Genomic DNA, 13,089 nt, shown 5'->3' with positions numbered 1-13,089 from the left:
GTCAATCCCGCATTGCCCGAGTTCTCAGCACGTCGACCTCGCAGCCCGGCGCGGTCGGGTCGAAGCCGTGCTCGACCAGCCAGCGGACTCCCCGCAGGCTTCGCAACGACCACCAGGCGTGGATCACGTCGAGGTCGACATCGGTGCCGTAGCCGGCGATGACGTCGCCGAGGTGCTCCTCGTGGCCGAGGGTCAAGGTGGCGAGGTCGTACAGGGCGTCGCCCGGGGCTGCCTCGGACCAGTCGATCACGCCGGTGATCTCGTCGCCGTCGGCGAACACGTGGGCGAGTTGTAGGTCGCCATGGGTGAACACCGGTGTCCACGGCCGGAGGGCGGCCTCGGCGACTTCGCGGTTGCGCGTGACCACCTCGGCGGGAAGGACGCCGGTGGTGACGAGCCACGCGCATTCGCTGTCGAGGTGCGAGGCGATCTCGTCGAGGCCGCGCCCGGGCCATGGCGGCAGCGGCGCGTCGTGCAGCATCCGTGCGGCGGCGCCCGCGGCGGCCCACGCCGCCGCCGAGGCGGGCGACGGCTCGCCGAGGCGGCCGAGCGCCGTCCCGGGGAGGGCGGCGAGCGCGAGCACGGGCGGCTTGCGCCACAGGATTTCCGGAGTCGGGATGGGCGCCAAGGCCATCGCCGCGACCTCGCGGTCGGTGCGGGTCCGCTCGGCGTCCACCTTCAGGAACATGTCGCCGACGCGCAGTGTCGCGCGCTCGCGGTGGGCGACGACGACCTCGACTTCCTCCATGTCGGCCATTATCGCGGTGATGATCACCGGCGTCCTGTCGCTCGGATTCCGTGCATATCGTTTTGATTGAAAACAAACTAGTTCGATCCGGAAGCAAGAATCGATACGGTTGGTCTTTACGGTAATGGCACTTTCGAGTGTCGGAGGAAATGGGGGCATGCGAATTTTTCGCACCCGGCGCACAGTTGAGAGGAACGCGACATCACGCGGCCGGGGGCGGGCGACGGGGGCCTTGGCCGTTGTGCCGAGCAGATCACCTACAACACGGATGGGGAACGTGATGGCTCGCACCATGTACGACTCCGATACGGCGAAGGCCATCCCCGCCGATGCCACGATGGTGGCCGGGTATGTCGACGGGAGACCGAAATGGTCCCAGGCGGATTGGGACCTGTTTCCCAACGCCACCAAGGTGGGCATTGCCGTGGATCCGCGAACCGACAACGGTGAGGTACTCGACGTCGAACCGGGCGCTGCCGAGCCGGAACAGGCGCCGGGCTGGATCAGGATGCGTCAGGCGGCGGGCCTGCAGCGGCCGACGATCTACTGCAGCAAATCGTCCATACCGGCGGTGCGAACCGCCTGCGAGGGACTCACCTACGCGTTGTGGGTCGCCGATCCGACCGGCGTCGAGCACGGATTCGAGGGCGCGGTGGCCTGCCAGTGGGCCCAGCCGGGGCACGGATCGCCGGGCCACTACGACATCTCGCTGGTCACCGACGACAACTGGCCCGGGCCGGGCGTACCGCCAGCGAAAGCGCACTTCGCAGCGACAGGAGACAATCACGTGGCACTCGTACAGCATCCCTCGGACAAGAACCGGCTCGACGCGCTGGTGATCACCCCCGACAACACCGTGGTCCAGTTCATCAGCAGAAACGGTTTTCAAGGCCTGGTGTCGGGAGCCCCCTCGGTGAACTGGGGCGAACCGGGCGGCGAGGATCCGGTGGCGGGCTCGCTCAGCGCGACCTGGGACGCCGATGGTAAGAACCTCGAGGTCACCGTCGTGGTGCGCCGCGACAACCGGGTGCTCGCCCGCGTCGTCGACGTCGACGGCCGGGTGGTGTGGGACTGGGTCGCGCTGCCGAATATGCGGGCCAAGATCCCGCTGCTCGGCTCCCCGAGCTGACGGTGCGCGCGCGGCAATCATGGACGGCTTCGGTCGGCGACCGTTCCTGCTGGCTCTCGGTGCGATTCCGGCTGCGTTGTTCGCCTGTTCGACGCAACATTCCGCGCCGACGGGACCGGATATGTCGGGCGCGGACCCGGCGGTCCGGCCACAGGACGATCTGTATCGCCACGTGAACGGTCGCTGGTTGCGTGAATATCAGCTGCCTCCCGACCGGGCGTCGTTCGGGGCCTGGGATGAGCCGAGTGAGCGGATCGAGCCGCAGCTGAGGGAGATCCTGGAGTCGATCGGCGCCGGTGCGTCCGGCGCGGAGGAACAGAAACTCCGTGATATGTACCGTAATCTTCTCGACCGCGAAGCGATCGAGAAGTTGGGCCTCTCCCCGATCGCGGGATTACTCGCCGACATCGATGGCGCGGCAACGAAAGCGGATTTGGCGCGGGTGATGGGGCGGCTGCATGCGATCGCCTCGCGTGGACTGATGCATGCGGTTGCCTCGGTCGGCCCGATGGAACTGACGGTGGGGACGGACAATACGGATGCCACCCGCTATCGACCGTTCATCGCCCAGTCGGGTCTCGGTCTGCCGAACGAGTCGTATTATCGGGAGCCGCAGCATGCCGATATCCGTGCCCGATACCGGGCCTATCTGGAGTCGATCGCCCGCGGCGCGGGTCTCGGTGATCCGGTCGGCAGCGCCGCGCGCGTTGCGGATCTGGAGCAGCGAATCGCGGCCCAGCACTGGGACAACGCGCGGGCCGGGGACCCCATAGCAACCTACAATCCACATAGTTGGGATCAATTGCGCAGCCTCGCACCGGGATTCGACTGGGACGGTTGGCTGGCCGCGATCTCGGATCGGTCCGATTCGTTCGACACCGTCATTGTCAGGCAGCCGTCGTTCGTCACCGCGGTCGGCCGACTATGGGAGGAGGTGCCCCCCGGCGTCTGGTGTGAGTATCTCCGACTCGCCGTCGTGCGCACATTCGCTCCCTACTTGCCGACCGACATCGCCGACCGGCACTTCGACTTCTTCGGCACGACTATCGAGGGGCAGCAGCAGCGACCGCCACGGTGGAAGTGGGCGATCGAGGTGCTCGGCCACACTCTTGGTGAACTACTCGGAAAACATTGGTTAGCAAAGTATTTCCCGCCCGAGGCGAAGTCGGGGGTGCTCGAGTTGGTGTCCGATCTGAAGGCGGCCTGCCGCGCTCGTTTCGAGCGCAGCGACTGGATGTCGCCGCCCACTCGTGCGGCCGCCATCGCGAAGCTCGAGAAGATGGAGACATTGATCGGCTATCCCGAACGGTGGCGGGATTACTCGGGGGTGACCGTGATTCCAGGAGAGTTGATCACGTCGCTGTTGTCGATCAACATCGCCGAGACCAGACGCCAGGTCGGCCAGCTCGGCAGACCCGTCGACCGAGGCGATTGGTATCTCACCCCGCAATCGGTCAACGCCGGATACGACCTGTCGCTGAACCAGATCGTTTTTCCCGCTGGGATTCTCCAAAGGCCGTACTTCGACAAGGACGCGGCGCGCGCTGTCAACTACGGCGGGATCGGCGCGGTCATCGGCCACGAGATCGGGCACGCTTTCGATGATCTGGGATCCAAGTACGACGGTGACGGCAAGCAGCGCGACTGGTGGGCTCCGCAGGACCGGGCCGCTTTCGAGAAGAAGATCAAGGCCCTGATCGAACAGTACAACGTTTTGGTGCCCGACCTGCTGCCGGAGCACCATGTGGACGGTGCGCTCACTGTCGGGCAAAACTTGGCGGATCTGCACGGCCTGTTGCTCGCCGTGACCGCCTACGAAATCACCGAGCGGGCGCGGGGTGTGGTGAACCCCGACTACGCGGCGGTATTCCAGTCGTACGCGCGCATCCGCCGCGAGAAGATCCGCCCCGAGGCGTTGGCAGCTCGGCTGGCCACCTACCAGGATGCGCCGAGCGAATTTCGTTGCAATCAGGTGATCCGCAATATCCCCGAGTTCTATACCGCTTTCGGCGTGCGACCCACCGACAAACTGTTCCTTCCCGAGGAGCAGCGCGTGGTGCTCTGAACGCGGATCCCCCGGATCCGGGCGATCGCTTCGTTGCCTTTGCGGGCATAGCGGACGAGCCCGCGGTCACCGAGATCCGCTATCGCGGTGTGCACCCCGGTGTGTGGGGCAACGGTGTGGGACGTGCCCTGCTCGATAAGCGGAACGGGCTGATTTCACCTCGAGACCGTCCGATGAGTTTCGAGCGCGGAGGAGGTCTATCTGGTCATGAGGAAACTGATCTACACGTTCGGCGTGTCCCTCGACGGCTACATCAACGACCGCGACGGCAGCATCGATTGGACCGACCCGGACGAGGAGCTGCACCAGTTCCACAACGACCGCTACCGTGAGATCGAAATCGCACTGCACGGCCGCCGCCTGTACGAGCTGATGGCCGAGTACTGGCCGCACGTACCCGAGGACGCGTCGCGCATCGAGCGCGAGTTCGGCGGCCTGTGGACGGAGAAACCCAAGGTCGTCTTCTCTCGGACGCTCACCGAGGTCCACTGGAACAGCACCCTGGTCAGCGAGAACGCGGTCGAGGAGGTTCGCAGGCTCAAGGCCGGAGGCGATGGCGTCATGGAGGTCGGTGGCGCGAGCCTCGCGTCCGCGCTGATGCCCCACGGGCTCATCGACGAGTACCAGCTGTTCCTCGCACCCGTGGTGCTCGGCGGCGGCACACCGCTCTTCCCACCCCTGGCCAAGCGCATCCAGCTCCGCTTGATCGAGACGAGGCACTTCAACACGGCGGTGATGATGCGCTACCTCGCCGACTGAGGTGCTGCACAGCGGATCGCCGAATGAGCTGTAACGCCGCTGGGCGGGCGTTGGGTAAGCCGTCCGGATCGGTTGGCCGGCGTGGCTTTCCAACGCACGCACATGCCGATTACATGTTGCTGCGTATGGTCGCCGGTGGGTGCTTCTCAGGTTGGTGACGGTCTGTGCTGGTAGCGTCCGTTTCGTGACGATCAGAGCGACGCCGGTCGGTTCCGGAGGGTGCTCGAGTGGTGCCGCTCGTGCGGGGCGGCCCTCGTCGTCAGGGCTCGAACAGTTACCGGGGCATCGCATGGCCGCGGCACTCGAAGCGATCCCGCACCGATGACCGACGAACTCGACGACAGGCTGAACCGGATCGGCCAGCACCATTTCCGTGCGAAGTTCCGGCTGCGCGGACGCGACCGTGCGGTGGTCGACCTGCGCGGGATCGCGACCGTCCGCAAGCACGCCGAGGACCTGATCGCCCGCAGGCTGGCCCCGGCCGAACCGCTCAACGACGGCCGACAGACGCCCTACCGCGGACATCCCGTTTTCGTCGCCCAGCACGCCACCGCGACGTGCTGCCGCACCTGCCTCGCGCGCTGGCACGGCATTCCCGCCGGGCACGCACTCGACGCCGCCGAGCGAGCCTATGTGGTGGAAGCGATCTGCCGGTGGATCGTGAAGCAGTACGCCCCTGGCCAACCGCCTCCGTGAAGGGCGCCGAGACGATGACGCGGCGAATCCAATCTGTTGCGCCCGTGACGAACTCGATCGGTCGTTTCACCGCTGCGGAATATCCGAATTGACTACTGTCCGAGGAACCTACGCGGATCGCCGTGGGCGCGCCCACCGTTGTGCGCCCTCATCGGTTCGGACCTGCCTCTCGATCGGAGAACCCGGTGAGACTCCACAGAGTGACCCCCCTTGCCGCCGCGGTGCTGCTGGCCGCCGGACTCGCGCTGACGGCGTGTTCATCGGACGGCGGTGGCGATGCGGGCGTCGTCACCGCCAATCTCGGCGAGCCACAGAACCCGCTGCTGCCCGCGAATCCCAACGACAACAACGGCAGTCGCGTCCTCGATCGGATCTTCGCCGGCCTGAAGTACTACGACGCCGATGGGGTGGCACACAACGACATGGCGAAGTCGATCGAGACCTCCGATCGCAAGAATTACCGGATCATCCTCGAGCCGAATCGGAAGTTCACCGACGGCACCGAGGTCACGGCGAGATCGTTCGTCGATGCGTGGAACTTCGCGGCCCTGGGCACCAATGCCCAGATCCAGGGCTACGTGTTCAGCCCGATAGTCGGCTATGACGCCGTGGCCGGGAAAACGCCGACGGCGCAGACGATGTCGGGGCTGAAGGTGGTCGACGACCACACCTTCACCGTCGAGCTGACCAGCCCGTCGATCGACTTCGAGAACGCGCTCGGCTGGTCGCCGTTCTATCCGCTGCCCGCGGTGGCATTCGCCGATCCCAAGGCGTTCGGCGAGAATCCGATCGGCAACGGCCCCTACAAATTCGCGCGCACGGGAGCCTGGGAGCACAACGTCAAGATCGACCTGGTGCCCAATCCGGAATATCGGGGTCCCCGCCCGGCCAAGAACAAGGGGCTGCGGCTGGTGATGTACCAATCCATCGACACCGCGTACGCGGATCTCCAGGCGGGCAACCTGGACGCCCTGGACACCATTCCCAACAGCGCGCTGTCGAGCTTCCGCTCCGATCTCGGCGACCGCGCCATCACGAAATCGACCGCACAGAACCAGCAACTCGGCCTGCAACCGACCCTGGCGCACTTCGGCGGCCAGGAGGGTGTGTTGCGCCGCAAGGCGATGTCGATGGCGGTCAACCGAGAACAGATCTGCGACAACATCTTCCATGGCGCCCGCATCCCGTCGCGTGATTTCACCGCGAGCACGCTGCCCGGATTCGACCCGAACCTGCCCGGGGTGAACGATCTGAAGTTCAACCCGGACGAGGCCAAGAAGCTGTGGGCCCAGGCCGACGCGATGTCGCCGTGGTCGGGGACCTTCGAGATCGCCTACAACTCCGACGGCGATCACCAGGCGTGGGTCGACGCGGTGGCCAACAGCATCAAGAACACTCTCGGCATCAATGTCGTCGGCGCACCATATCCGACGTTCAAGGACATTCGGTCGGCGATCACGGCCAAGACGATCGGCAAGGGATTTCGTTACGGCTGGCAGGGCGATTACCCCACCATGCTGCAATTCCTCACCGCGAACTTCTACAGCACCGCTGGTTACAACAACACGAATTACGCCAACCCGGAGTTCGATCGCCTGATCGATGCCGCGCTGGCGGCGCCCACCGACGCCGATTCCTACAAGCTGGTGGGTCAGGCCCAGGCCCTGCTGCTGCGGGACATGCCGAGCATTCCGCTGTTCGACTACGTAGCCCAGGCGGGCCATTCAGACAAGGTCCGCAACGTCGCCCTCACCTGGAACGGCCAATTCGATTACGAGAACATCGAGAAATAGCGCGGGAATCCGATCCGGTGATACGCCGCTGGCATGGCAGCAGCACTTGATTCTGTCGAAAACCTGTTCGGTGGGAAACGGATAGGTCCAGGCGATTGTCACGCGCGCACCTCGTTGTCATCTCCGGGTGCCGTAGCTCTGGTGTCCCGGGCGTTCGCAGTCTCCAGCACCCATCTTCGTCATCCCGGCATGCCTTCTGACGGGATCCGTTGTCGGCCTGTGGTTTCGGTCGAAGGCACGCCGGAATGACAGTAGGGTTGTTCAGGTCCTCGGCGGGCCCGGACAGGATTCGCTGCGGATGGGCTGCGCGGGTAGCGTCGCCCGCGCAGAGGTCGGTCGGATTGGACGGAGGCATGATGGTGTCGCTGGGGCGGTGGTGGCGCTCCGTCACCTGCTGGCGCGTGTTGACCCTGGTCCTGGTCGCATTACCACAGGTGCTCACTGCGCACTTCCCGGAGCTGCCGGACAGCGACGCCGGGGCGATCCACGACGAGGCCGTGGTGGCCGTCGAAAAGCTCTACGAAGTGACCTACACGCCGCCGCCGCTGCTCGAGCAATGGCTCGAATATGTCGCAGAGTCCGGCCTCGTGGTGCTGCTGCCCGCAGTCGTCTTCGTGCTGCCGCGCAGGTATGCCCGGCCCGGAACGCGCTGGGCCGCAGGTATTCTGGCCGTTCTCGGCGCGGTAGACGGATATCTGGGGATGTCGGCGCTCGAGCACAACGACACGGCGGGATCGAGTTTGCTGTTCCTGTCGCCGTTCTACCTGCTGGCGGCGGGCGCGCTCGTGCTGAGTGAACGGCAGCACCGGCCCGAGACGAGTGAGCCCGCGACAAGCTAGCGGTGTCATATCTTCCACACGGGAGACCACCCATGCCGACCTCGGAGCCGGCGACCGGCTCAGCGGCAACAGCGTCAGCCGCCGCAACCCGATCACACCTGGTCACTGAAGTTGGCTCGCGGCAGCGCACACCATGACGAACGACAGGAGCTGTCGGCAGCTGAGTGCTGTCCCGTTTGGTGAACAGAAGCTCGGCGCCTCACGACGTCCTGTCATGTTCGCGCGGTGGACGGGTGAGATGTGTTGCCGCCCAGAACATCCGCACATGCCGATTCCAGTGAGTCGGCGGCGCTTCCGTGATGGAGACCACAACGCTGGGTGTCACGGTTGGGGATCGAGTGGTGTCCAAGGTGATGTTCGGATCAATGCCGAGGGAGAGGACCGACATGGAAACCATCGTCGTCGAGCGCACCATCGCCGCCCCGCCGGAGGAAGTCTTCGACTGGTGTGCCATCACAACGAATTACGAGCGCACCGTCTGGGTGTTGCGCGACAAGCTCACCCGTCCCGGCGAGGGCGCGGCGTACGGGGTCGGCGCAATCCGGCTGCACACCTGGCTGATCGGCCGCTTCCATGAGCGCATCACCCGCTACGATCCGCCGCATTCGTTCGACTACATCGTCGACCGTAGCTTTCCTTCGATACCGCACACAGGCGCGACGATGACGTTCACGCCAACGCCGGGCGGCACACGGGTGGTCTGGGCCAGCACCGTCGATGTCGGCCCAATCGTCGGCAGGATCGCCAGAACCGTGGTCGGCCATGTATTCGGGCGAATCCTCGACGCCTGCGCCAAGGATCTCGCCACCAAGCGCTAATGGCTTGTCAGGCAACCTTCGGTAGGTGACCTGCCGGCGGATCGTGGAGCCCGGGACGAAGTTGCGGACCGGGCCGAGCAGCCTGCCGCTTGACGTGTCGGCTACCTGCGTTCGGGAGTGTTGTCGGGCTATGCGCCTTGGGTGTACGGGTCGAACTTGTCCGCCCTCGATGCCTGCATCTCGGGCTCGCCTCGCCTGAAGTCGTCCTGCTCGGCGGGTGCATCCAGCTCGCTGGCGGTCGGGTCTTCGAACCGACCAAGCTGAGATTCGCGCACAGGCTCGCCCGGCCTTGGCCTCCCGTCGAGCCACTGGACGCAGGGAAATGCCGCTGGTGGCGCGGTCGACACCACGAGATCGACTGCGCGCTCCAACCTCCGGAAATGGGATCCAGCACGACCGGGAGTGTCACTGCCCGACGGCCTCCTCGGCTTGGCCCTTCGTGCGTGGGGGCAGGCAGAACATCAAGGCCCACATCACGACCAATGCGCCGCCGACCCACCACAACACGCCGGTGAACGCGTCGCGGTTGAGCGTGCTGGTGGGTGCGCCGCCGGTGGCGGCGAAGAACAGCGGACCGGTCAGCGCGACACCGAGGCCGTAGCCCAGTTGCAGCGCGGTGTTGAACAGGCCCGAGGCCGAACCGGCGCTCTCGTGCGGAACCTTCGCCAAAGTCAGGTCCGCGATCGGTCCGCCGATCATGCCGAAGCCGAACCCGAGCAGCACAACGGGCACCGTCATCGCGAGCAGGGTCAACTCGGCCTGCCCGCTGATCTGGATCCCGTAGGCCATCACCGCGGCGAGAGCGATAAGAGCGCCGACCTGGGGCAGGCGACGTGCGAAGCGCCCAGCAGTCTTCGTCGCGGTCATCGCACCGGCCACCTCGCCGAGGGCCAGCAGCACGAAGGCCAGTGCTGCCATCACCGGGCTCATGCCCAGCCCGTGCTGCAGGTACAGGCTCCAGGTCATGAAAAACAGCCCGCACAGCAACGCCATCGTCAACTGCACGGCCAGACCGCCGCGGAACTGACCGGCCTTGAACAGCGACAGCGCCACCAGTGGCGAATCGTTCTTGCGGCGCTGCTGGTGAGCAACGAAGACGCCCAGCACGAGCGGACCAGCGGCGAGCATGGCCACACACCACAGCGGCCAGCCGTGGGTGTCGCCCTCGGTGAGTGGGAAGACGATCAATACCACCGCGATCGCCGACAGCAGCATGCCCGCGACGTCGAGACGGTCGGCCTTCGCCGCCGTCGACTCGGGGATGAACTTGCGTCCGAGGACGAGCACCGCGAGCCCGACGGGCACGTTGATCAAAAAGATCGGCCGCCACGACAGTCCGAACAGGTCGGCCTCGGTAAGCAGGCCACCCAGCACCGGACCCGCGACGTTGGCCGTCGCCAGGACGGCGCCGTAGAGGCCGAACGCGCGGCTGCGGTTTTCGCCGTCGAAGGCGACGTGGAGGGTGGCCAGGACCTGCGGGATCATCACCGCGGCGGCACCGCCTTGCAGCACGCGCGCGGCGATCAGCATGCCGGGGTCGGCCGCGAGGCCACACAGCAGCGAGGCCAGGGTGAACCCGGCGGTGCCGAGCAGGAAGATCCGGCGTCGGCCGTAGAGGTCGCCGAGCCTGCCACCGGTGATCAGCCCGAGCGCGAAGGTCAGCGCATAGCCCGCCGTCAGCCACTGCGCCACGGCTGGTCCGGCGCCGAGCGACTGCTGCAGAGTAGGCATGGCCGTCAGGACGACCGAATCGTCGAGGATGTTCATCAGTTCGCCCGTCAGCACGACCGCGAGGGCGATCTTGGCGGCCGTCGTCATCGTCGACGACCTGCCGGACGGGGTATGAGTCGAGGGCTCGGGGGTGTGCTCGGGCTCGTTGTCGAGCGCGGAGGAATTCACGGTAGGACTCCTGGTTCAGGAATCGGGGAGCTCGCCGTCAACCACACCAGGGGCCGGACAACACGAAACCCGGGGCAGTCGGCAGAGCTGCACCCGGGAAATGACAGAAAACAAGGGGGTGGGTGACGCAACTCAGGCCAGCGCGACGTCCGCCCCCGGACACGTTCAGAAATCAGGACGTGGGGGGAACACGGACGGCTACATGGCCTGGGATATAGGTCACCACCTCGAATCCACTACAGAAGCATCAGGAAGTCCGCGCCTGCCGCCGAAGGAATCCTCGGTACAGGACTCGACCACGATACGACATCCTCGACAGGCCGCGCACGCCAAATATGCGATGCCCTCCGCAGCGGACGCTTTGCCGGTGAACAGGATGCACGCCAACGGCGAGCGACTACGTCCGTTGCGCGGAACGGTCATACGTGCGCCAGTTTCGGAATCAGGTCGGCGACCCGCTCCACATATTCGATGGGGTGTCGGTCGGGCATCATGTTGAACTGCGAAATACCCATGGCCGCATAGCGTTGCGCATCGGCCAGTACCGTGTCCGGATCGCCGAGGGGCGCCGTGTAGAACATGGTCTTGCGGATCGCGTCGTAATCGCGTCCTTCGGTCTCGCAGTGGCCGCGCAGCACGTCCAGCTTGTGCGCGACATCCTCGGGGTTGGATTCGACCAGGTTGCAGGCATCGGCGTACCGGGCCACCAGTCGCAGCGTCTTGCGCTCACCGCTTCCTCCCACGAGAATCGGCGGCCGCGGCCGGGTCAATGGCGCTGGCACGCACAGGGTTTCGGCCAACTGATAGTGGGCGCCCTGGTAGGGGCCGTTGTTGTCGCTCCACATCCGCAGACAGATCTGCAGCGTCTCCTCCAGCCGTTCGAACCGCTCTTTCACCGGCACCACCGGCACGCCGAGCCCGAGCTGCTCGCGCTCGTACCAGGAGGCGCCGATCCCCAGCTGGGCCCGACCACCGGACAGCACGTCCAGCGTGGTGACGATCTTGGCGAGCAGACCCGGATACCGGTACATGACACCGGTCACCAGCACCGACAGCCGCATGCGCTCGGTCAGCGCCGCCACATACCCGAGGGTGGTGTACGCCTCCAGCATCGGATCGTCGGCAGGCGCTTCGTTCTCCAGCTGGAAGAAGTGGTCCATCACGGTGAATTCGGCAAACCCGGCTTGCTCGGCGAGGCGCGCACTGTCGCCGAGCGTGCCGGCCATCCGTGCTGGATCCGCCGGAATCGAAAAGCTCCAGTAATGCAGACTCAGATCCATAGCTCCCCATTCCTCTCGCGAGGTGGAACGGCAAGCTTGCCAACCGTCACCGATCCACCTGTCGCGGGGCCGCTGGTGATGGTGCCGCTCATCTCCCTGCTCCCTTCATTTCTCAGAGGTGCGGTTCGACTTCATGCCGCCGAGGGCGCGGCCGCGGTCGCGGGCCAGAGTGTCGTGGGGGTAGCCGAGGGCGATGGCGCTGACCTCGTCCAAGCGAACGACGGACCTGACGAACACCAGTACGAAACTCCTTTTCCAGTGTCCGCCCGATCCGTACTCCACATATCAATAACCAGGATGTTGCCATGCGCGGACCGGGGGAAGGGAGAGTTTTTCCTGGTAACGCCAATCCCACCCGCGCCCGAGGGTCAGAAGAGGGCGAGCGGCACGATGGGCGCGCCTCGCGAATTCGCCGCGCTCCTGCGGGCCCGTCGCGAACGACACAAGACGGGTTCGTCTTGTGTCGAGGCCTTGGGCGCGTGTTGGTCAGCCCTCGGATTGGTTGGCGGGCAACGGCTTCCACGGGGTGATGCCGAAGTGAAGGCGGCGCGGGCCTCAGCTGGGCCGCCGCCACCGACGGCCGCACCGTCGACGGTTTCTGCGGCTCAGTTTCATCGGGGCGACTACCCTGAGAATTGCCGGATGCCGGGTGAGGCTGCTTGCTCAACCACTCCCGGCCCGCCAGGGGAGGCTGCGTACAGCCATCTCCGGCATTTCCGGCTTATCCGGTGCCACCGGTTGTTATGCACCCACGCCCGAGAAAATTACGCATGGTGACAGGCGCCCGGCGTCCCCGCGCGCTGGTGCACGCACGTGGCCGGTTCGCCCGCGGTGATCGACCCCACCAAGAGCACGAGGCCCGCCGATGAAGGGGATACTGGTTCGGTGCGAGCACCCGTGACACCGAATCCATCGAGCTCCGACGTACCGGGGCTCGGTGGGCCTGCGGTGGGCGGGTTCCGGTTCTGGTTCGCGACCCGGCGGTGGGAGTGGTCACCGGAGGTGTACCGGCTGCACGGGTATGCGCCGGGGCAGATCGAGCCGACCACCGCGTTGATGCTGA

General features: G+C 65.8%; 11 protein-coding genes. 7 read left to right on the top strand and 4 right to left on the bottom strand.

All coding sequences use genetic code 11. From position 1 onward, the window contains the following. Position 1: 1 nt before the first annotated feature. Positions 2-1,042: a phosphotransferase family protein gene (locus tag NDR87_RS35810; protein WP_251918538.1), complete on the bottom strand. Its 1,041-nt coding sequence runs from the start codon at positions 1,040-1,042 to the stop codon at positions 2-4. Between NDR87_RS35810 and NDR87_RS35805 the strand changes: the two genes are divergently transcribed. The 7 genes from NDR87_RS35805 (at position 1,029) to NDR87_RS35775 (ending at position 8,847) form a co-directional block, all read left to right on the top strand. After that, positions 1,029-1,877 (top strand): hypothetical protein, encoded by an 849-nt coding sequence (locus NDR87_RS35805; RefSeq protein WP_251918537.1) that lies wholly within the window; start codon positions 1,029-1,031, stop codon positions 1,875-1,877. The genes NDR87_RS35810 and NDR87_RS35805 overlap by 14 nt on opposite strands. A 19-nt stretch (positions 1,878-1,896) precedes the next feature. Next, on the top strand, positions 1,897-3,942 hold the full coding sequence (locus NDR87_RS35800) for a M13 family metallopeptidase (protein ID WP_251918535.1): 2,046 nt from the start codon (positions 1,897-1,899) through the stop codon (positions 3,940-3,942). Between the two features lie 207 nt (positions 3,943-4,149). Beyond that, positions 4,150-4,701, top strand: a complete 552-nt coding sequence (locus NDR87_RS35795; RefSeq protein ID WP_251918533.1) for a dihydrofolate reductase family protein — start codon at positions 4,150-4,152, stop codon at positions 4,699-4,701. Positions 4,702-5,022: 321 nt separating this feature from the next. Then, a complete protein-coding gene (locus NDR87_RS35790; RefSeq protein ID WP_251918531.1) occupies positions 5,023-5,397 on the top strand; it encodes a DUF4186 domain-containing protein in 375 nt (124 codons plus the stop codon). A 200-nt stretch (positions 5,398-5,597) separates the two neighbouring features. Further along, positions 5,598-7,190 (top strand): ABC transporter substrate-binding protein, encoded by a 1,593-nt coding sequence (locus tag NDR87_RS35785; RefSeq protein WP_251918529.1) that lies wholly within the window; start codon positions 5,598-5,600, stop codon positions 7,188-7,190. A gap of 353 nt (positions 7,191-7,543) precedes the next feature. Then, the gene (locus tag NDR87_RS35780) at positions 7,544-8,029 is read left to right on the top strand and encodes a hypothetical protein (protein WP_251918527.1); all 486 of its coding nucleotides are present in this window, start codon (positions 7,544-7,546) and stop codon (positions 8,027-8,029) included. Between the two features lie 386 nt (positions 8,030-8,415). Beyond that, a complete protein-coding gene (locus NDR87_RS35775; RefSeq protein ID WP_251918525.1) occupies positions 8,416-8,847 on the top strand; it encodes an SRPBCC family protein in 432 nt (143 codons plus the stop codon). A gap of 405 nt (positions 8,848-9,252) precedes the next feature. Here NDR87_RS35775 and NDR87_RS35770 read toward each other — a convergent pair whose 3' ends face one another. The 3 genes from NDR87_RS35770 to NDR87_RS37565 all read right to left on the bottom strand — a co-directional run bounded on the left by NDR87_RS35770 (position 9,253) and on the right by NDR87_RS37565 (position 12,263). Next, positions 9,253-10,746, bottom strand: a complete 1,494-nt coding sequence (locus tag NDR87_RS35770) for an MFS transporter (RefSeq protein ID WP_251918523.1) — start codon at positions 10,744-10,746, stop codon at positions 9,253-9,255. 419 nt (positions 10,747-11,165) lie between these two features. Beyond that, on the bottom strand, positions 11,166-12,026 hold the full coding sequence (locus tag NDR87_RS35765; RefSeq protein ID WP_251918521.1) for an LLM class F420-dependent oxidoreductase: 861 nt from the start codon (positions 12,024-12,026) through the stop codon (positions 11,166-11,168). Between the two features lie 105 nt (positions 12,027-12,131). Continuing rightward, positions 12,132-12,263 carry a hypothetical protein gene (locus NDR87_RS37565; protein WP_286014454.1) on the bottom strand — a complete coding sequence of 44 codons (132 nt, stop codon included), beginning with the start codon at positions 12,261-12,263 and terminating at the stop codon, positions 12,132-12,134. Positions 12,264-13,089 lie beyond the last annotated feature (826 nt).

The organism is Nocardia sp. CDC159 (assembly GCF_023740735.1).
Lineage (GTDB): Bacteria > Actinomycetota > Actinomycetes > Mycobacteriales > Mycobacteriaceae > Nocardia > Nocardia pulmonis.
Note: the sequence above shows the minus strand (reverse complement) of the source record. Positions and strands in the feature narration are given on the sequence as shown.

Excerpts from the sequence above, each read along its gene's own strand:
- NDR87_RS35805 (WP_251918537.1), top strand. The coding sequence starts at position 1,029 with ATGGCTCGCACCATGTACGACTCCGATACGGCGAAGGCCATCCCCGCC.
- NDR87_RS35810 (WP_251918538.1), bottom strand. The coding sequence starts at position 1,042 with ATGGTGCGAGCCATCACGTTCCCCATCCGTGTTGTAGGTGATCTGCTC.
- NDR87_RS35800 (WP_251918535.1), top strand. The coding sequence starts at position 1,897 with ATGGACGGCTTCGGTCGGCGACCGTTCCTGCTGGCTCTCGGTGCGATT.
- NDR87_RS35795 (WP_251918533.1), top strand. The coding sequence starts at position 4,150 with ATGAGGAAACTGATCTACACGTTCGGCGTGTCCCTCGACGGCTACATC.
- NDR87_RS35790 (WP_251918531.1), top strand. The coding sequence starts at position 5,023 with ATGACCGACGAACTCGACGACAGGCTGAACCGGATCGGCCAGCACCAT.
- NDR87_RS35780 (WP_251918527.1), top strand. The coding sequence starts at position 7,544 with ATGATGGTGTCGCTGGGGCGGTGGTGGCGCTCCGTCACCTGCTGGCGC.
- NDR87_RS35775 (WP_251918525.1), top strand. The coding sequence starts at position 8,416 with ATGGAAACCATCGTCGTCGAGCGCACCATCGCCGCCCCGCCGGAGGAA.
- NDR87_RS35765 (WP_251918521.1), bottom strand. The coding sequence starts at position 12,026 with ATGGATCTGAGTCTGCATTACTGGAGCTTTTCGATTCCGGCGGATCCA.